16 protein-coding genes are annotated in these 19,832 nt (G+C 32.7%); 7 read left to right on the top strand and 9 right to left on the bottom strand.

The annotated features are described in order from the left end of the window. Window positions 1–51: 51 nt before the first annotated feature. The 9 genes from HM986_RS03860 to HM986_RS03820 form a co-directional block, all read right to left on the bottom strand. Entirely contained in the window at window positions 52–1,836 is a 1,785-nt protein-coding gene (locus HM986_RS03860; RefSeq protein ID WP_179333751.1) for a tetratricopeptide repeat protein, read from the bottom strand. Window positions 1,837–2,221: 385 nt separating this feature from the next. Continuing rightward, window positions 2,222–3,493: a serine--tRNA ligase gene (gene serS, locus HM986_RS03855; RefSeq protein ID WP_179333750.1), complete on the bottom strand. Its 1,272-nt coding sequence runs from the start codon at window positions 3,491–3,493 to the stop codon at window positions 2,222–2,224. Window positions 3,494–3,647: 154 nt separating this feature from the next. Beyond that, window positions 3,648–4,955: an HTTM domain-containing protein gene (locus HM986_RS03850; RefSeq protein ID WP_179333749.1), complete on the bottom strand. Its 1,308-nt coding sequence runs from the start codon at window positions 4,953–4,955 to the stop codon at window positions 3,648–3,650. Further along, complete coding sequence (locus HM986_RS03845) at window positions 4,948–5,856, bottom strand: bifunctional riboflavin kinase/FAD synthetase (RefSeq protein ID WP_179333748.1); 909 nt, start codon at window positions 5,854–5,856, stop codon at window positions 4,948–4,950. The genes HM986_RS03850 and HM986_RS03845 overlap by 8 nt, the downstream gene beginning before the upstream one ends. Window positions 5,857–5,912: 56 nt before the next feature. After that, window positions 5,913–6,545 carry an aminoacyl-tRNA hydrolase gene (gene pth / locus HM986_RS03840; protein WP_179333747.1) on the bottom strand — a complete coding sequence of 211 codons (633 nt, stop codon included), beginning with the start codon at window positions 6,543–6,545 and terminating at the stop codon, window positions 5,913–5,915. Window positions 6,546–6,662: 117 nt separating this feature from the next. Beyond that, window positions 6,663–9,272, bottom strand: a complete 2,610-nt coding sequence (locus HM986_RS03835) for a TonB-dependent receptor (RefSeq protein WP_179333746.1) — start codon at window positions 9,270–9,272, stop codon at window positions 6,663–6,665. A gap of 101 nt (window positions 9,273–9,373) precedes the next feature. Beyond that, window positions 9,374–10,087 (bottom strand): GLPGLI family protein, encoded by a 714-nt coding sequence (locus HM986_RS03830; RefSeq protein ID WP_179333745.1) that lies wholly within the window; start codon window positions 10,085–10,087, stop codon window positions 9,374–9,376. Between the two features lie 76 nt (window positions 10,088–10,163). After that, window positions 10,164–10,367, bottom strand: coding sequence for a hypothetical protein (locus tag HM986_RS03825; RefSeq protein ID WP_179333744.1), 204 nt, complete (start codon window positions 10,365–10,367; stop codon window positions 10,164–10,166). A 561-nt stretch (window positions 10,368–10,928) separates the two neighbouring features. Then, entirely contained in the window at window positions 10,929–11,303 is a 375-nt protein-coding gene (locus HM986_RS03820; RefSeq protein WP_179333743.1) for a hypothetical protein, read from the bottom strand. Between the two features lie 337 nt (window positions 11,304–11,640). Here HM986_RS03820 and HM986_RS03815 point away from each other — a divergent pair, with 337 nt between their 5' ends. From HM986_RS03815 to pgi, 7 genes are all read left to right on the top strand, one after another. After that, on the top strand, window positions 11,641–12,801 hold the full coding sequence (locus tag HM986_RS03815; RefSeq protein ID WP_179333742.1) for a homogentisate 1,2-dioxygenase: 1,161 nt from the start codon (window positions 11,641–11,643) through the stop codon (window positions 12,799–12,801). A gap of 117 nt (window positions 12,802–12,918) precedes the next feature. Next, window positions 12,919–13,395 (top strand): CCC motif membrane protein, encoded by a 477-nt coding sequence (locus HM986_RS03810; protein WP_179333741.1) that lies wholly within the window; start codon window positions 12,919–12,921, stop codon window positions 13,393–13,395. 145 nt (window positions 13,396–13,540) lie between these two features. Further along, the gene (gene hppD, locus HM986_RS03805; RefSeq protein ID WP_179333740.1) at window positions 13,541–14,701 is read left to right on the top strand and encodes a 4-hydroxyphenylpyruvate dioxygenase; all 1,161 of its coding nucleotides are present in this window, start codon (window positions 13,541–13,543) and stop codon (window positions 14,699–14,701) included. A 282-nt stretch (window positions 14,702–14,983) separates the two neighbouring features. Continuing rightward, window positions 14,984–15,772, top strand: coding sequence for a DUF3108 domain-containing protein (locus HM986_RS03800; protein ID WP_179333739.1), 789 nt, complete (start codon window positions 14,984–14,986; stop codon window positions 15,770–15,772). Window positions 15,773–15,785: 13 nt separating this feature from the next. Next, complete coding sequence (locus tag HM986_RS03795) at window positions 15,786–16,718, top strand: tryptophan 2,3-dioxygenase family protein (RefSeq protein ID WP_179333738.1); 933 nt, start codon at window positions 15,786–15,788, stop codon at window positions 16,716–16,718. 12 nt (window positions 16,719–16,730) lie between these two features. Further along, window positions 16,731–18,038, top strand: coding sequence for a peptidoglycan DD-metalloendopeptidase family protein (locus HM986_RS03790; protein WP_179333737.1), 1,308 nt, complete (start codon window positions 16,731–16,733; stop codon window positions 18,036–18,038). A gap of 7 nt (window positions 18,039–18,045) precedes the next feature. Then, window positions 18,046–19,692 carry a glucose-6-phosphate isomerase gene (gene pgi, locus HM986_RS03785; protein WP_179333736.1) on the top strand — a complete coding sequence of 549 codons (1,647 nt, stop codon included), beginning with the start codon at window positions 18,046–18,048 and terminating at the stop codon, window positions 19,690–19,692. Window positions 19,693–19,832 lie beyond the last annotated feature (140 nt).

The following is a 19,832-nucleotide window of genomic DNA, read 5'->3' as shown; positions in this document are numbered from 1 at the left end:
TGTGGAAAACACCTGCTGACAGCTCTACCGTAGGTAAAACTTTAACGGAAACTAGTTAATGCTATCTCCTCTCAGCATCCTAAATTTCTTACGAGCTTCAATAAAATAAATACTGTCTTGGTGCTCAAAGATTATTTTTTCGTAAAGTAGTTTCGCCTCTTCGGGTTTTGCTAAATGTATATTATAAAGTTCTGCTAAATAATATAGTGTATCATCCACTAAAATATCGTCGCCATAATTTTTAATAATCTCTTGGTAATTGGCTTCGGCTTTAGAGTATTGTTTGTTCTTTTCAAAGAGTTTGGCTTGCTGATATAAGGCTTGGTCTGTGATACTTTCTCCTTTATGCTCTTCTAAGATTTTATCTAGAAGCAAAATGGCCTCGTCAGTTTTATTTTGAAATGCAAATAAATCGGCCTTTGCATAATATTGTAATGCAGTTTGTGTGCTGTCTTCGTATTTATTATCCGAAATCAATAATTTTAAGTCTAAGGCATCATTAGCAATCAACTGTGATGTTGAAGATTTAAGAATTTTAAGTTGAGATTCTGCCCAATCAAAATCACCTTTATAATAACTTGTTTTTGCAACTTTAAACCGTGCTTCTTGTGCGATAATACTATTTTTTAGATTTGCCTGAATTTGAGAATAAAAGATTAACGCTTCATTAAATTTTTCCTGAAGTACTAAAATATCTGCCAATAACAATTTTACTTTGGCTTCTTGAAATATAGAAATATTCAGCTTTAACATTTCCTTTAAAAATTGTGTTGCTGATTCTGTGTCTCTTTGGTTAAAGGCTAAGAATTTACTATATGCTAATTGTAATGGTAAGGTTAGTTCAGATTTTCCAAATTCGGTAAGTAAGTCATTATAAGTTTCGTTAATCTGATTTAGGGCTTTTTCATCAGCATTTTTTGTGTCTATTTCTAAAATATATTGATGCGCCGTTAGTGCTGTTGCAGAATCTTGGGTAATCTCTAAAATATAATTAAAAATAGATTTTGCGGTATCATCATCGCTGTCGTTTTGAGCTGTAATAGCTAATTCTATTAAACGATCTATAGATTCTGGATTACGCTTGTAAAGTGCTTTTTCTTGAATGAAGGATTTATTATAGGCTTTTTCTTGAACATATAACCAACTCAACAGTTCGTACCAATACGTTTCGGGATTTTGCTGTATTCTTTTTAAAAGTAAGCGTCTTAAATAGCTGTTGTTTTCATTTTCCTTGTTTTCGGAAACGAATTCACTAATAGAGCGCTTTACATTGTTGAGGTAATTAGGCTTGTATTGAATATAATCAATATAATTTTTAAGCATTTGTTCAATATTACCTTGTTCGACATAAATGCGAGCTAATTGAATGCTGTAATTATTTTCTGGGGTTAGAATTTTACCTTTTTCATATATTTCAATGGCTTGATTTAATAGTGAATAGTCTTCAAATTTTTTGGCAATTCTATAAATAAAGAATGGCTTTTGGTCAACATAAGTTATAGCTTCATTGTAAAGTGTATTTGCTTTATCAATGCTATCTCTGAGCTGAAAATTATAGCCTAAGGCAACTACTAGTTCAGGATTTCTACTTTTGGCTAAACGTTGAACGAGTATCTGTTCTGCTTCTTCATACTGCTCTAATTGTTGATGAATATCAACTAATTTATTACTGTAATTATAATTGAAAGGTTTTTCCTTTAGTAGGTTTTCATATATAATTAGTGCTTTTTTAAATTCCGCTTTTTTATAATAGCTTTCTGCTAGATTCTCACTGTTTTGCGAGAAACCAGAATACCATCCGAGTAAAAAAAGTAAAACGAATAAGCGTTGTTGCATGTTTGTATTTTAGAGTAAAGTGAAATGATGTGATGCTCAAATATAACAAATGCTTCAAGTAGATATTGTAAAAAAAAGTATAAAAAAAATGCCTAAACGTGAGTTTAGGCATTTTACCAGCAAAATAAATGTGCTATTAACCACTATCTTATAAAATATGATTCAATTATCCTGTCTTGGTTTTGTTTATATGATTAAAACAAAACTTTGCTTACTATTACAATTAATGAAACCAGTAATACAATTCGTTTTAAATTTTTCATGCTAGGGGAATTCTTGGGACAACTAAATTCTGAATAATTTTCAAATAAAACGAAGAAATACCAAAATAAATGTTGAATTGCGTTAATTTTTAACAATTTCAAGAAAATACAGCGATTTTTTATTAATTGATCATATCAAAGCCAGTATACGGCACTAAAATTTCAGGTATCTTAATACCATCTTCGGTTTGATAGTTTTCTAATATACCTGCTAAAACTCTAGGCAATGCTAAAGAACTTCCGTTTAAAGTGTGGCATAATTCATTTTTACCGTCACTATTTTTAAAACGTAATTTTAAACGATTCGCTTGAAACGTTTCAAAATTAGAGACAGAAGAAACTTCTAACCAACGGTCTTGTGCTGTTGAGAAGACTTCAAAATCGTATGTTAAAGCAGATGTAAATCCTAAATCTCCACCACATAATCTTAAAATTCTATAGGGTAATTTTAAGTCTTGTAAAAGACCTTTCACATGATTAACCATACTGTCTAATGCTTTATAAGAATTATCAGGATGCTCAACACGAAGAATTTCAACCTTGTCAAATTGATGTAATCTATTTAATCCTCTAACATGTGCACCATAACTACCGGCTTCACGTCTAAAACAAGGTGTGTAACCCGTGATAGTAATAGGAAGATCATTTTCGTTTAAAAGGGTGTCTCTAAAAATATTGGTTGCCGGGACTTCTGCCGTTGGAATTAAGTATAAATTATCTGCAGTAACATGGTACATTTGCCCTTCCTTATCTGGTAATTGACCCGTTCCAAAACCAGACGCTTCATTTACTAAATGTGGCACTTGGTATTCGGTGTAACCAGCAGCCGTATTTTTATCTAAAAAATAAGCGATTAAAGCCCGCTGTAATCTTGCACCTTTTCCAATATAAACAGGGAAACCTGCGCCTGTAATTTTGTTTCCTAATTCAAAATCAATGATGTTGTATTTTTTAGCTAATTCCCAATGCGGTAAAGCTCCCTCGTGTAATTTCGGAATATCACCTTCCCTAAACGTTTCTTCATTATCTTCATCCGTATTTCCTGCAGGTACAATAGGATTTGGTACATTAGGAATTCTATATAATAATTCTGAAAGGGCTTCAACTTTGTCGTTAAGCTCTTGTTCAAAAGTCTTAGTGATTTCTTTTAGTTGCGTGGTTTTTTCCTTTAGGATGTTCGCTTTTTGCGTTTCTCCAGATTTATAGAGATTTCCAATCTCTTTAGATAAGGAGTTAGATTCTGCTTTTGTGTTATCTAATTTTGTCTGAATTGCTTTTCGGTCTTCATCAAAAGCAATGGCTTCATTAATCATTTCTGTAGCATCAATATTTCGTTTTGCTAAACGTGCAATGATGTCTTCTTTGTTCTCTTGTATAAAAGCAACTTGTAACATATCTATCAATTAAGTTAATACCGCGAGGTATAGGAAAAATAAGCAACAAAAGTAAAAAGAAAATGACCAGATAAAAATAAAAAGTTTCTATTTTATATTGTAAAATCTGATTTAAAGGACAACAGGTTTTTGTAGCGAGAATCTATTATAGGTATTAATTTGGTAGTAAAATCCAATCATTATGTTTAAAGTGGTGCCATTTCTCCTTACCAAGATCAACTTTTGGGTCAATTAGCTGTTTTGATGGCTTTCCGTTAACACGCACAAAAGAATTGACGTAAACGTTAACCGAAATCCCTTTTTTAGCAAAATCTTGTTTAAGATGTTGTGAAAACTGCCAAATAATATCTGGTTTTGTACTTGCTCCACGTTGTTGCTTTTTAGTCAGATAATCATTTAATTTAATTGGAATGGCTTGATTTGTCTCGGTGTTAATAACCTTGTAAGTAGTTCTGCCGCTTTTAGCCCGTAGCATCATTCGCCAAGATAAACGATGTCCTTCTTCGGTCCATAGCACATCTCCTTTAAAGAAATGATGTCTTAGCGGTAAGGCGATTTGAACAATAAAATATATGGAGAATATTGATAGTAAAAGCGTGCTGTGTTTAGGTGTAATTATAGCGTCAGCGTCATAATAGACTTTCTGTTTTAAGAAGATATTTTTGATGGTTTTTGGATCAAAAAAGAACAAGCTAAATGCTAGCGACATATATGGGAAAATGCCGATATGAAAGATAAATGAATTAAAGAGATGGAAGAAAATAGACGCAAAGAAGGCATATTTCCGAGTGCGTTTAATAAGTAATAATGGAATAATTAAGCCATCAAATAAAATACCACCATAAGCTAATATATAATGCACGGTTTTTTGTTGTAAAAGGTCACCAACGACATAGAAATTAGCTTTACTTTTCATTAATATCTCCATTACAGAGCCATCTAGCCAATCGGGATAGAATTTCGCAGCAGAAGCATAGGTGTAAAGAATAAATAATTGAAGTACAAAAAACCATTTGCACCAACTTGGCATTGAATTACTTTTTAGAGCTGGGTTGAGTTTAACATCTATTGAGGCATACCGATTTGCTGGAAAAAACACCATTAAAAAGCTTAATAGCATTAATAAATAATAATGATTGTTGTATGATGATTTTTGCATGAGATACGTGGCTGTCCACATTACAGCAAACATTAAAACGCTCAATCTGTATTTGTAACCCAACATTATAAAGAGTCCAAAAATTCCCATTACGGCGTAATATGCATACATCCAATCGCCAGGAAGTGGTTGTAGCCACTCAAAACCAATAAATGAAAAGGTAAATTCGGGTTCTATTAAAGTTCGTCTAATCCAACCTGTAAAAATAGCTCCTACGGCCTCTAGAAAACACAATAGCCCAAAAACCATTCTAAAAACAATGAGTCCGGAATTGTCTATATGTTTAAATAGAAACTTATGCATTTAAGGTTTGTATATAATTTGAAGCATTTACCATGTCTTTTTTTAATTGCATTTTTAAAGCTTCGAGATTCTCATATTTTTGTTCGCTACGCAGGCGTTTTAAAAACTCAATTTTTAATTCTGAATTATAAATATCCTTATTAAAGTCGAAAAAATGAACTTCAATGGAACGTGTTTTGCCGTCAACAGTTGGGTTGGTGCCAATATTCATCATTCCAAAAACCATTTTGTTCTCAATTATAGATTTAACAATATACACGCCATCACTAGGAATCAGTTTGTAAGTTGCTGTGATATTAATATTTGCGGTTGGGAAATCAATCGTTCTTCCGAGTTCTTTGCCTTTAACAACTGTGCCAGTTATAAAGAAATTGTAACCTAAATAAGAATTTGCCAAATCTACTTTGCCACTATTCAGTGCGGTTCTAATTTTAGTAGAACTTACGGTAACATCCTTGAGGTCTTGTGCCGAAATTTCTTCAACTTTAAAATCATAAAGGTCTGCAAACACTTTGAGGTCATTGATATTAGCACTTCTGTTTTTGCCAAAGTGGTGATCGTAACCAATCACAATTTGTTTAGTGTTTAGTTCATTTACTAAAATCTGCTTCACGTAATCTTGAGCAGAAAGGTTAGCAAATTCTTTTGTGAATTCTTTTACAATAACTTCCTTTATGCCCAGAGATTTTAATAATTCAATGCGTTCTTCAATGGTATTTAAAAGTTTAATAGAATCGTCTTTTTGAAGCACCATTCTTGGATGCGGAAACAAGGTGAGAACCACAGGAACGTAACCTTGTTTGCTAGCAAGAGCTACCACCTGTTTAAGGATTTTTTGATGTCCGATATGAACACCGTCGTAGGTGCCAATGGTTGTTACTTTTGCTGATTTTGAATTCAAATTTAAACGGTATTGCTATTTTTAACTTAGAACTATACTGAAAACAAAGCTAAATCTTATTTTCTATTAAATTGATTCATTGTGGTATTTACTCCGGCTAAAGCAAAAGATTTCACCAATTCTGCCGAAATTTTTAAGCGTTCTTTGAGTTGTGTGTTTTCTTCGTCGGTCCATTCACCTAAAACGTAATCTACTTGTCGGCCTGTGCCAAATTCAGCGCTGATACCAAATCTAAAACGGTTATAGTTTACAGTTTGCAATTTATCTTGTGTGTCTTTTAGGCCGTTATGTCCGCCGTCGCTGCCTTTTGCTTTTAATCTAAGCGATCCAAACGGGAGGTTTAAATCATCGGTAACCACAAGTAGGTTTTCTAAAGGAATTTTTTCTTTCTCTAACCAGTATTTTATGGCTTTTCCGCTGAGATTCATAAACGTACTTGGCTTTAAAAGAATTAAGGTTCGTCCTTTTATTTTTAGTGTTGTAACATCTCCAAGCTTTACAGTTTCAAAAGTTATGTCATTGGATTCAGCTAAATAATCGAGGATTTTAAAGCCGATGTTATGTCTGGTATTGGCGTATTTTTCGCCTATGTTTCCTAAGCCAACGATTAAGAATTTTTTCATTTTGTCTTCTTCTGTGAGTTCTATTTTATCACTAAAACCAAACCATTTTTTTAATAAATTTCGCATAGCGCAGTCTTGCTTGGTGCAAAAGTAAAAAGAAGTTGACTAAAAACTAACTTTATAGCTCTGGTCTTTGGGTTGTAGGTTTAGTTTTTAAAGCTATTTCAAAGATTATAAATAGACTTACAACTTATAAATCACTTTAAACATCACAATACGCGGTAAAATAAATGTTCTACTATCACTAATCACAAAAGCATTAAAGGAATTCTGTTGTTTAAATTTTATATCAAATAAGTTGGTAGCATTTACTTCAAATCCCCAAGGACTATCTTCTTTTTGGTAGAATAACGACGCATTTGCTGTATCAAAAGTGGTTTTAGTATCTAGACTTTTATTATTGTAATTATCAAAGGTGTAATCGGCTTTAAGGATAAAATCCTTTAAAAAGTCATACTCCAAAATTACTTCTAATTGGTCATTTTCAAAATTAGAGACGTTATTTAAGGCTTTGTAAGTATTAAAATCTTTGGTATAATTAATTTCTACGTTAGGATGATTCTTAAAAGAGGTTTCTATGCCAATAGTTGAAGCAATAGATTTTGAAACATTAAGATTAGTGTCGTTATTCAAAATTTGATAGAAATCATTATAACTAAAACGACTACTCAAGTTATAACGGATTTTATTGATTTTTTTTGAAACGCGTCCACTAAGCATCCAATTATGTTCTGCTTGGTCAAACATAGTGGTTGTATTAAAGGATTCTATGCCATTAAGTTCTGAAACGGTTTTTATGCTTTTTATACGTTTATTAAAACTGGTATTGAAGTTAAGGTTTAAATTTTTAAACAAACTAAACTTATAATAACTCAAGGTTGCGGAATGGTACAATTGGTTTTCTAACTGATTGTTTCCTCTGTAAACACTATTAAAATTTGAAAGTATAAAATTATTAGCCAATTGATTAATGCCAGGAAACCGCGCATTCAGTTTGTATTTAAAGTTTAATTTTTCACTGTTATTAAATTCCACTTTAGTGGTGAATTGCGGTAATAGCAAATTTTTAGAAAACGTTTCAGCATCATTAAATTGTTGTGTTCGCCATATATACCCATGATAAAAAACAGCAGGTTTAAACGTTGCAATACCAATTTGAAATTTATACTCTAATCCCAAATAGGTGTCTATAAAACTGTATCCAAAATCATTACCAAAACCAGCTGAACTAAAATTATTAATACTTCCATCATTAAGCAATTGTACATCTTCATTGTAGAAATCATTAAAAGAGGTGTTAATGCCTACACTTGTATAAAGGTGGTTAAAGTTATTAATTACCCAATAATCTTTTATAATGGCATTAAAATTATGTGACGTTGATTTTTTAGTTTGAAGAATAGTATACACATCAGCATCTTCCAAAGGAATTAAACCTTGTAATATCTGTTGATTGGTAAGCCATTCAGTAATAGGTTTATCATTCTGAAAATTATAAGTCGCTTCTAAAGTGGCTGTATGCGCTTTAGACAATTTACGACTGTAGGTAATATTTTGTTTTAGATTAAGTGCTGCAACATCTGTTACTGTAGTGATCCTATTATTTTGGTCTGGGTTAATTGTATTTACAAAACCATGACTATCATTATTGGTCACTTTTACAAAAGCATTATAAGCAAAATCTTCTTTATAGCTTGGTTTGTAATCAACTGTGACCTTGCCTATAGTAAAAAAGTTGTTAATATCATTAGTAACCGTTCTGTTTTCTGTAAATGGGTCTGTAATATCTTGGTAGGCATTTAAAGAGTTACTTGCGGTTTGGGTTTTAGAGTTAGAGGTAATTAAATACCCGCTAATATCTGTAACATTTGAAACCGATTGTCTAATATTTAAGGCGCCAAACTGGTTAATATTGTCAATAAAATCTTGGTTATTGAGGTATTTTGCAAAATCACTAGTATAGAGACTAAAATAACTACTTGCATCATCTAGCAATTTACCAAAACCACCTTCAAATTCTAGGTAATCTTGAAAACTAAAACTTTTAATGCCTTGGTTATTAAGGTCGCCAATAAAATTAACGTTGGTTTTTGGGCTGTAATAAAACAGATTAGGATGCAATAAATAACGCTCTTTAATACCTGCACCAACTTCTATATCGCCAAACACAAATTTCTTTTTATCTTCTTTTAATAAAATATTCATAGCCATATCCTCAGAATCTTGCAAGCCTTTGAGCATGGCAACCTCGTTATAGTTATCTAAAACCTCAACTTTTTCAACCGCATCTGCAGGTATATTGTTTACGGCGAGTTTACTATTGCCTGTAAAAAAGGTTTTATTTTCTACCAAGACTTTGGTTACTTTTTTGCCATTGACCATCACATTACCTTCTCTATCGACTTCTACTCCAGGTAATTTTTTTAAAGCATCGCGTAGTTTGCGTTCTTCCCCAGTAACAAATTTGGAAACATCGTAAGTTATAGTATCTTTTTTTACGGTAATTGGTGGTGTGTATTTTATGTTTACTTCGTCTAGTTGGTCTGGGTTTTCTTTGAGGATAAAGTTTTTAGTGAGGTCTTGGTCTGTTGTGGTTATCGTGAGCGTTTGTGGTTTATAGCCTAAATAACTTACTGTGAGTTCGTAGGTTTGGTTTTTCTCTAAACCTATTTTGTAGCTACCGTCTTTTTCTGTAATGGCGAATCTAATTTCTTGGTCGTCTGCTGCTGGAATGGCTAAAATGTTGGCGTATGGTAATGGGTTTTGTATGGTGTCTGTTACTTTGCCGGACATTAAAAGTTGTTGAGCATGAGCCAAAGAAGAAAATCCTACTAAAATTAGTAGGATTGTAAAAAAATAGTGATTAGAAAATCTCTGTAACAAAGCTATTAGTGTCAATTTTTTCTGTTTGTATATTGTTTTGAAACTATACTATTAAATTCTTCTTCAGAAACTTTTTTTCCTTTTGTAGGTAACTCTATATCGATTTTATTATCTTTTTTAAAAAATTCTATTTTTTTTAAAGAAGTTAGTATTCCATTATTGTCTAATTGAAGTATTAAGCCTGGTAGCCCATCATAACCATCCGGACCATAGGGTATAGGGATTTCTGGTGTATACCAAGCTATAACTTCTAATGTATGTTTTCCTTTTGTGTTTTCAATAGTGTATGTAGTTGTTGCTTTATAACACAAATAGTTGTCAATTTTCAAAGTATCATTAGTTAAATTCCAATCTATTTTATTTCGTTTTATAAGGTAATTCACACCAGCAAATTCTTTTTCATGTAAAATTATGTCAGATGCTTTATCATAATAAATAACACCTCTGAAATCAATAATTCCTTCTGTCATGGCTTTGAGAACAGGGCTTGTATTATTATTTAAAGATTTAATTTTTTTGTATGTTGCCTTCTGGTTATTAAATGTTAATTGGAATTCCTGAGTCTTAAGATTTTCGACTATTTTTTTTGCATATTGGCTTGCATTGTCAGGTGTGTCTGATTCATATGATTTTAATTGCTTGCCATAAACCGCATTACCAACTTGGCAAAACATGGATATTGTAAAAAAGTAAAACAAAAAGATGGAAATTTGTTTTTTTACCATTTCTATTATTTGTTGTAAAGACAGTCAAAATTATACTTTTAACTGTCTAAATTATTAATTGATTCAAAATTTAATTCTAAGAAGGTCCACCAGCTTCTACACAACCATCATATGCAGCTGCAAATACGTTATATGCTATTTCATCTCGCGGAATAATTCGGAATCTAGTAGCCATGTTATTCATGAAATTTTGTTCAGCTTCAGCAGCCACATCAAAACAAGTGCCGGTGTCTAAATCCTCATTTTGTACGTTTGCATTTAAATTTAATGAACTACTCATAAACAGCACTACTGCCATAAGGCTAAATACTTTTTTCTTCATAATTTTAAGATTTTAAACCCATCAAATTTTTTAAGATAGGTTAGTTAATAACTAATGTCTCCCTAAAATTTAGGGAATAGAAGTCTTTTAAATTTAGAAGTCATTTGTTTTCTCATTAAGGGAATGAGAAGTAGAAGTCATTTTTGTTAGAAGTCTTTTTTTTTGTACTGTTAATTTTAATTCTTAGGGATAAAAAAAAAGCTTGCACAAGCTGTAATGTTAACAATTTTGTTGTCCACATTCTTAAGAGTGACTTCTAAATTACTCTATAAAAATGCTTTCAACATTGTAAATCTAAAAAAAAAAAAATGGAAACCACCTAATTAAAAACGTGTTATTTGTTAAAGAAATGTTAACTGTGGAAAAACCGTAATTGCAATTGCAAGATAGTTAAAACTTTAACAGTTTTGTGTTTGGGCTTTAACACTAAGTTTTTGTATATGAATGCGTTATTGTGGTGTATAAGATGAAATTAATCTTTAAAAATTAGGGATTTCAAATAATCGTTAATAACATAATCTATAATTTTGAAATCATAATATCACTACTATTGACAGTGTGAGTTAGACCACCTTCCAATGGGCCGCAACCTCTAATATAATTGAAGTTATTTTGGTAGTCGTTCTCAGAAAGTTTCAAATTTGAAAATAACGTAGTATTTAGTGCTTCAGAATCAATTTTAAAATCAGTGTCAGTGTCTAACATGGAAAACTTAGAATCGTTTTGTTGAAGTAGAAGCGGTAATGGTGTTGCGATTTTTGTAAATTCAAAAGCAGTTAATTCTTCATTTGAAAATGCAGAAGTACTAAAGTCTACTTTTTTAAAGTCTAATGTCTGTGCAGAACATAATGAACTTATTAAAAGCATAAAAACTGATACGATGCGTAATTTCATTTTAAAATGATTTTTCTAATCCTTTAAAAATAACAAAAAATTTTGGATATTTGTAACATTACGACCCGAGCGCGAGAGAAAATTTTCTAGTTCAGGGTATGTTCTTAGCGCGAACAGCATGTGACCATAAAAAGCAATAGTTTTAAACATATGACACCATTCTGGGCCAACATAAAACTTCATCTTCATTTCCTTATTAAAAGGAATCCAGAATAAACACGCCTTATTCTTGCGAAGGCAGGAATCTCTACAAATTTTGTACCTTTAAAATTGTAAATAAAGTGTCACCTTGAGCGCAGTCGAAAGGTCTTTGTAATATTTAAAACCATTCAAAAACATGCCATTCTATCATAAATTAGGAAAAATTCCACCAAAACGCCACACGCAGTTTAAAAAACCAAATGGCGATTTTTATTACGAGCAATTGTTTGGTACTATCGGTTTTGATGGTATGTCTACTAATAGTTACCATGAGCAGCGGCCAACGCAAGTCAAGGAGATTAAAAGACAATACAGTGTTGCGCCAAAAATTGCTAAGGAAAACAACATGCAATCCTATCGGTTTAGAGGGTTTCAAGTACCAGCTGAAAACGATTATTTAGAGAGTCGTAAAATTGTTCTCACCAATAGCGATTGCAACATCATATTAGCCGCGCCAAAGCAGTCTACGGAAGACTATTTTTATAAAAATACTGATGCAGATGAATTAATTTTTATCCATAAAGGCACCGGGAAATTAAGGACACATTTAGGAAATTTAGATTTTAAATACGGAGATTATCTATTAGTGCCAAGAGGTGTGATTTATAAACTCGATTTTGATACTGAGGACAATAGATTATTCATTGTAGAATCTAGACGACCAATTTACACGCCTAAGCGTTACCGTAATTATTTCGGACAATTATTAGAGCATTCACCATTCTGTGAGCGCGATTTAAGACAGCCACAAGAATTGGAAACTTATAATGAATCGGGTGATTTTCTAATTAAAATAAAAAAGAACGACGACATTTTTGATATGGTTTATGCCTCGCATCCTTTTGATGTGGTAGGTTACGATGGTTATAATTATCCGTATGCGTTTTCAATTCACGATTTTGAACCAATTACAGGTCGCGTGCATCAACCGCCTCCAGTACATCAAACTTTTGAAACCGATGCCTTTGTAGTGTGTAGTTTTGTGCCGCGTTTGTATGATTATCATCCAATCGCTGTTCCTGCACCATACAATCATAGTAATATAGATAGTGATGAGGTGTTGTATTACGTCGATGGGGATTTTATGAGTAGAAATGATATTGCAGCTGGCCATATCTCGTTGCATCCGGCAGGTATTCCGCATGGTCCACATCCAGGAACCATGGAAAAAAGTATAGGTAAGGTGAAAACCGAGGAATTAGCAGTAATGGTAGATACTTTTAAACCTTTAAAAGTAACTGAAGACGCTTTAAAAATTGCCGATGAAGATTACTTTAAATCGTGGCTAGAACACTAAATTGACAAAAATAAAATAGAAGTTTAACAAAGGCTACAAACTCAACAAAAAGAGCCCCTTTTCAAAGTAATGCCAATAGTGGTTAATACAAGAAGGTAAGGTTGGGAATTATTAAAAATGAATCAGAATAAATTACCTGCGGATCCACTATCACTTATATTAGGAATATTAGCATTAGTTATTGGTATAGCTGGCTGTTGTTGTTATGGTATTACCGCTATTGTACCATTAGCAATGGCAATTATTGGCTTGGTTGCAGCAAATAGAAGCTTACGGGAGTATGGCGAAAATCCAGAAGCTTATAATCCACAATCACAAAGTAATGTGAACACGGCTAAGATTATAAATATCATAGCTGTTGTGCTTAATGGACTTGTCTTTTTAGTGGCGATCGGAGTATTAGCTATTTATGGTACATTAATATCTTCTGCTGTTTTAGACAGTTTAGATGATGGAAATTTTGAAGATGATGATTATTATTACGAGTCTGAGTATGAAACGACCATAGAGCCTGAAAATACTGATGCTTGGGATGATGACACCTTTATTATCGAAGAAGAAATTGACTCTGTAAATTTAGATTCAATACAATAGAAACACAATTGATTATATAACACAATTACAACTAACAAAAATCGAAGAAAAATTAAAAGAATTTTAAAAGATGACTACGGGTTTTCAAAATAAAATTTAGGAGTCACTACTCTTTTTTTAATTTCTCAATTATAAAATAAATAGTATGGCAAAAGAAGTAGAAAACGTAAATTACAGTTTAGAAAAAATATTCGAAGGAGCGCAAGATTTTTTACCGCTTTTAGGTACAGATTATGTTGAGTTTTATGTAGGAAACGCCAAACAAGCAGCGCACTTTTATAAGACTGCATTCGGGTTTCAATCTTATGCCTATAAGGGTTTAGAAACGGGTTCGAAGGATTCTGTAAGTTATGTGTTGAAACAAGATAAAATACGTCTGGTATTAACAACTCCTTTAAATAGCAAATCTGAAATTAATAAGCATATAGTTAAGCATGGTGATGGTGTAAAAGTAGTTGCCTTATGGGTAGAGGATGCGCGCAAATCTTATGAAGAAACCACTAAACGTGGAGCAAAATCTTATATGGAGCCATTTGTAGAAGAAGATGAATTTGGTGAGGTTGTTAAAGCAGGAATTTACACCTATGGTGAAACTGTGCACATGTTTGTAGAACGTAAAAATTACAAAGGAACATTTATGCCAGGCTTCATAGAGTGGAAAAGTGACTACAACCCAGAGCCCACAGGATTAAAATATATAGACCATATGGTTGGCAATGTAGGTTGGGGAGAAATGAATACTTGGGTAAAATGGTACGAAGATGTTATGGGCTTTGTTAACTTTTTATCTTTTGACGACAAGCAAATCCATACAGAATATTCAGCTTTAATGAGTAAAGTAATGAGTAATGGAAATGGCCGTATAAAATTCCCTATTAACGAACCTGCAAAAGCAGCCAAAAGATCTCAAATTGAGGAATATTTAGATTTCTACGAAGGTTCTGGTGTGCAGCATATAGCCGTAGCGACAGATGATATCATTACAACAGTGTCGCAATTAAAATCTAGAGGTGTGGAATTTTTGTCGACACCACCAGAAGAATATTACAGAGCAGTACCAGGGCGATTAGAAGAGTATAGTCACGCGCTTAGAGAAGATATTGAAACTTTAAAAGGTTTGGGTATTATGATTGATGCCGATGAAGAAGGGTATTTACTTCAGATTTTTACAAAACCAGTAGAAGATAGGCCGACGTTGTTTTTTGAAATTATTCAACGTATGGGAGCTCGTGGTTTTGGTGCAGGGAATTTTAAGGCTTTGTTTGAATCTATAGAACGAGAGCAAGAGAAAAGAGGAACTCTTTAAAATAACCAAAGCGCGTTTATGTATCTACATATAAACGCGCTAATATAAATTAATTGCGAGTTTTAAGACGTGGGCGTCATAACTTAACGAGTATATTTTGTTTGATGCGACGTTAAAATCGCTTGAATTGACACCTCTGAATCTAACTAATTTAGAGATTCGAATCTAGGATGTTTTTAAATGGTATTTTAAAGATTTTATAGATTTGGAATAGTAATTGTATTTAAGATAATTGTAACGTAAAAAATGCGTTACATTATTTATATTTACAAACTATAAGTTATGAAACATTTATTTACAATTATATTATTCTTTGTAGGATTTCAAGCTTCTGACGTGAAGAAAGAATCAGCTTTTCAAGATGGAGAGTGGTTTAAATTTGAAATGAGTTACAGCGGTTTTGTGACGGCAGGGTATGCCACGCTATCAGTTAACGAAGCCAAATTAGATAGGAAGCCTGTGTACCATGTGGTTGGGAAAGGTTGGACTACTGGACTTGCAAAATTATTTTTTAAAGTTAAAGACCGTTACGAAAGTTATTTCGATATAGAGACAGGTGCACCCTATAAGTTTATTAGAAAAATAGATGAAGGTGGTCATACCAAGGATATAGAAATCAATTTTGACCATGAAAACAGGATTGCTGAGGTCAATAACAAAAAACACAATAACACCAAAAATATAACGACCGAACAAGATGTTCAGGATATGGTTTCAATGTATTATTACTTAAGAAACAATATTCGTACAGAGTCCTTAAAAATAGGAGATGAAATAAAAACCAATATGTTTTTTGATGAAGAAAACTACGGGTTTAAACTCAAGTATTTAGGGGAGGAAACGATAGAAGTGAATGTTAATGGTTCAGATGTAAAAGTAAAAACCATTAAATTTAGACCTTATGTTATGGCAGGTCGTGTTTTTAAGGAAGAAGAAAGTTTAACACTTTGGGTAAGTGCAGATAAGAATAAAATTCCATTGAAAATTAAAGCAGATTTAGCAGTGGGTTCTCTCCGTGCAGATCTTGTTCAGTTTAAGGGTTTAAAGCACTCCTTTAAAATAGAATTCTAAGATTAACTAGTATATGTCAGACCAACCAAATTACGATGAAATTATAAAAGCACTTCAAGAGAAGTATGAAAAAATAGATCAAGACACAGACGATCATTTATATGGCTTACTGTATAGCAAGCCAATAACGTATTGGGATTATATTCAGACAGATGCTTTGTTAAACTTACAAACTCAGCGCACAACACTACCCGATGAAATGGTGTTTATTGCCTATCATCAAATTAATGAATTACTTTTTAAGATGATTCTTTGGGAAATTTCCCAAGTAGCAGAAAGGGAAAACTTAGATGTTGCATTTTTCGAAAGTAAACTGATGCGTATTAGTCGCTATTTTGATATGCTCTCAACATCTTTTAATATTATGAGAGAAGGTATGGATGTTGAGCAATATATGAAATTTAGATATACGCTTACTCCGGCGAGTGGTTTTCAAAGCGCGCAATACAGACTTATTGAATTTGCCTCTACCGAGTTAATTAATCTTATCGATTATAGGTTTAGAAAAGATATTGATAGAGACACTCCATACACGCATGCTTTTGAACATTTATATTGGCAAGCCGCAGGAAAAGACCATAAAACAGGGAAAAAATCCACACTTTTGGTTAATTTTGAAAAACGCTACAAAGACGAGTTCTTAAGGTTTATGGAAACCTATAATACCACAAATCTTTGGACGCGCTTTAAAGAGCTGCCAATCAGCGATCAGAAGAACGAAGAGCTTATAAAAGCGATGCGTCATTATGATTATACCGTTAATGTAAGTTGGGTAATAGCACATTACAACGCGGCCAAACATTATATTGATAGTGGTATTGGAGATGGTGAAGCAACAGGAGGTAGTAACTGGAAAAAATATATGCATCCAAAATACCAAAGACGTATTTTCTTTCCAGAGCTATGGAGTGCAGAAGAATTAGAAAATTGGGGAAATAATTTATAATTAGCTTAATTAATGCAGTTAAAACGATTAATAACAATTGCTGTAATTGCAGTAAGTTTATATGCTTGTAAAGAGGATAACACGGCTGGGATAGCAAACGATAAGGGAGAGGCCGAAATTGTTGAAGAAGAAAAAATCTTAGAGTTTGGCTTCGATATTAATAATTACATTGTAAAACGCGATACCATTAAATCTGGGGACAGTTTTGGTGAGATTATGCAACGTAATAATATTGGGTATCCAAACATTTTTCAAATCGCAGAAGTGGTAAAAGATACTTTCGATATTAGAAAGCTAAACTCAGGGAGACCATATACGCTATTATATTCAAAAGCTTCAGAAAAGGATAGTTTACCCAGTCCAAGTACATTTATTTATCAGCCTAGCCAAGAAGAATATGTGGTTATAGGGTTAAAAGACTCGATTCATGCTTACAAAAGTAGGAAGCCAATAACGTATGTAGAGAAAACGGCAACCGGAGTTATAGAAAGTAGTATTTCTGCAACTTTAGAAGAAAAAGGATTAAGCCAACGCTTAGCTTATAAAATGGCCGATGAAATTTATGCATGGACTATTGATTTTAGACGTCTACAAAAAGGGGATCGATTCAAGGTTATTTACACAGATAAATACATAGACGATACCATTTATGCGGGAATCCAAGGTGTAAAAGCGGCTTATTTTGAGCATAATGGAGATTCGTTATATGCGTTTCAGTATGAGACGGATTCTATTAAAGGGATCGTGGATTATTTTAATGAAGACGCTAAAAATTTGCGACGTGCTTTTTTAAAAGCTCCGGTTCAGTTTAGTCGAATATCGTCCCGTTATAATCTTAAACGTCGTATTGCTGTTTATGGTTATAAAGTACGTGCGCACAGAGGTACTGATTTTGCAGCTCCTATTGGGACACCTATTATGGCCACTGCAAGTGGAACTGTGATAGAATCTACTAGACGAGGAGGAAATGGTAAATATGTGAAAATAAGGCATAATGATACCTATACGACACAATATCTTCATATGAGTAAACGCTTAGTTCAAAAAGGCGATTTTGTAAAGCAAGGAGATATCATTGGTAAAGTCGGAATGACCGGAAATACAGGTGGTCCACATGTGTGTTATCGTTTTTGGAAAAACGGAGTGCAAGTTGATCCTTTTAAACAAGAATTGCCAGATGCAGAGCCTATTTCTGATAGTTTAAAAGTGAAGTATTTAGAGCATATTAAACCCGTAAGAAAACAACTTGATAATATCTTTTTCTTAGAGGTAGAACCAAAAGAAACTGAAAACACAATAACTGAAGATCCAATTTTATAATAAAATTATGGCATTAAAAGCAACCAATCCTACAACCACAAAAGCTTGGGGAAAATTACAAGCACATTTTGAAGATATTAAATCTAAACATTTAAAAGATTTATTTAGCGCTGATGCAGAAAGGGCAAATGACCTAACGGTTCAATGGGATGATTTTTATGCAGATTTTTCTAAGAATAGGATTACAAAAGAAACTTTAGGTTTACTTGAAGAGCTAGCAAATGAAATGGACTTAAAAGATGCTATTTCAAAATATTTTGAAGGTGATATTATTAATGCAACCGAAGGAAGAGCGGTTTTACATACGGCTTTAAGAGCACCAAAAAATACTGAGGTTTTAGTAGATGGAGAAAATGTAATTCCTGAAATTCATGAAGTAAAGCGAAAAATTGAAGCATTTACAAATTCTATTGTTAATGGTGATCATAAAGGTTTTACAGGTAAAGCAATTACAGATATTGTAAATATTGGTATTGGAGGCTCTGACCTTGGACCTGCAATGGTAGTAGATTCGTTGCAGTTTTATAAAAACCAACTAACAACTCATTTTGTGAGTAATGTAGATGGGGATCACTACCAAGAAGTGATTAAAAACTTAAATCCAGAAACGACGTTATTTGTAATTGTTTCTAAAACATTTACCACTCAAGAAACCCTATCTAATGCCAATTCTATTAGAGCATGGTTCTTAGAATCTTTACCTCAAGAAGCTGTTTCTAAACATTTTGTTGCTGTTTCTACTAATATTGAAAGTGTAAAAGCTTTTGGTATTGATGAAGATAATATTTTCCCGATGAAGGATTGGGTTGGAGGACGATTCTCACTTTGGAGTGCTGTTGGTTTGTCTATTAGTTTAGCTTTGGGTTACAAGCATTTTGAAAGCCTTTTAGAAGGAGCTCACAAAATGGATGAGCATTTTAAAACTGCGGATTTCAATGAAAATATACCTGTAATATCAGCTTTATTAACCGTTTGGTATAACAACTTCTTTCAATCAGAAAGTGAAGCTATTATTCCTTATACTCAATATTTAAACCAGTTTGCAACGTATCTTCAACAAGGTATTATGGAGAGCAATGGTAAGAGTGTAGATAGAGATGGTAATAAAGTGAACTACCAAACCGGAACCTTAATTTGGGGTGAACCAGGAACCAATTCACAACATGCCTTTTTTCAACTTATACATCAAGGGACTAAATTAATTCCAACAGATTTTATAGGATATGTAGAATCTTTATATGGAAACAAAGATCATCACGATAAATTAATGTCTAACTACTTCGCGCAAACAGAGGCATTAATGAATGGTAAGGCAGAAGCCGAGGTCTTATCAGAATTAAAAGGACAATCGCTTTCGCAAGACGAGACATCTCAACTATCACCTTTCAAAATATTTGAAGGTAATAAGCCAACAACCTCCCTCTTAATTCAGAAATTAACACCAGAAAGTTTAGGGAAGCTCATCGCTATGTACGAGCACAAAATTTTTGTACAAGGTATTATTTGGAATATTTACAGTTACGATCAATTTGGTGTTGAATTAGGAAAACAATTAGCGAAATCTATTTTAAGCGAAATTAAAAAAGAAGACCAAAGTGCTATGCATGATGCGTCTACGAGCAACTTATTAGATTTTTATAAGAATAATTGTTAAAAATTGTTAAAATTTTTTAGTAAATTTAGCTATGTGTACCTAAAATATAAGAATCTTATATTTATCTTTATCGGGGTTAATTGTTAACATTTAGTTAATGTTTTAGCTGCGGTATTGCGTAATTTTGCATGGATTAAAAA

The sequence above is a fragment of the Winogradskyella costae genome (assembly GCF_013403865.1).
In the GTDB taxonomy this organism is placed as follows: Bacteria; Bacteroidota; Bacteroidia; order Flavobacteriales; family Flavobacteriaceae; genus Winogradskyella; species Winogradskyella costae.
This window is presented reverse-complemented; position numbering and strand designations above follow the sequence as displayed.

Excerpts from the sequence above, each read along its gene's own strand:
- pgi (WP_179333736.1), top strand. The coding sequence starts at position 18,046 with ATGGCATTAAAAGCAACCAATCCTACAACCACAAAAGCTTGGGGAAAA.
- HM986_RS03790 (WP_179333737.1), top strand. The coding sequence starts at position 16,731 with ATGCAGTTAAAACGATTAATAACAATTGCTGTAATTGCAGTAAGTTTA.
- pth (WP_179333747.1), bottom strand. The coding sequence starts at position 6,545 with ATGCGAAATTTATTAAAAAAATGGTTTGGTTTTAGTGATAAAATAGAA.
- HM986_RS03815 (WP_179333742.1), top strand. The coding sequence starts at position 11,641 with ATGCCATTCTATCATAAATTAGGAAAAATTCCACCAAAACGCCACACG.
- HM986_RS03820 (WP_179333743.1), bottom strand. The coding sequence starts at position 11,303 with ATGAAATTACGCATCGTATCAGTTTTTATGCTTTTAATAAGTTCATTA.
- HM986_RS03810 (WP_179333741.1), top strand. The coding sequence starts at position 12,919 with ATGAATCAGAATAAATTACCTGCGGATCCACTATCACTTATATTAGGA.
- HM986_RS03830 (WP_179333745.1), bottom strand. The coding sequence starts at position 10,087 with ATGGTAAAAAAACAAATTTCCATCTTTTTGTTTTACTTTTTTACAATA.
- hppD (WP_179333740.1), top strand. The coding sequence starts at position 13,541 with ATGGCAAAAGAAGTAGAAAACGTAAATTACAGTTTAGAAAAAATATTC.
- HM986_RS03850 (WP_179333749.1), bottom strand. The coding sequence starts at position 4,955 with ATGCATAAGTTTCTATTTAAACATATAGACAATTCCGGACTCATTGTT.
- HM986_RS03800 (WP_179333739.1), top strand. The coding sequence starts at position 14,984 with ATGAAACATTTATTTACAATTATATTATTCTTTGTAGGATTTCAAGCT.
- HM986_RS03825 (WP_179333744.1), bottom strand. The coding sequence starts at position 10,367 with ATGAGTAGTTCATTAAATTTAAATGCAAACGTACAAAATGAGGATTTA.
- serS (WP_179333750.1), bottom strand. The coding sequence starts at position 3,493 with ATGTTACAAGTTGCTTTTATACAAGAGAACAAAGAAGACATCATTGCA.
- HM986_RS03835 (WP_179333746.1), bottom strand. The coding sequence starts at position 9,272 with ATGTCCGGCAAAGTAACAGACACCATACAAAACCCATTACCATACGCC.
- HM986_RS03795 (WP_179333738.1), top strand. The coding sequence starts at position 15,786 with ATGTCAGACCAACCAAATTACGATGAAATTATAAAAGCACTTCAAGAG.
- HM986_RS03860 (WP_179333751.1), bottom strand. The coding sequence starts at position 1,836 with ATGCAACAACGCTTATTCGTTTTACTTTTTTTACTCGGATGGTATTCT.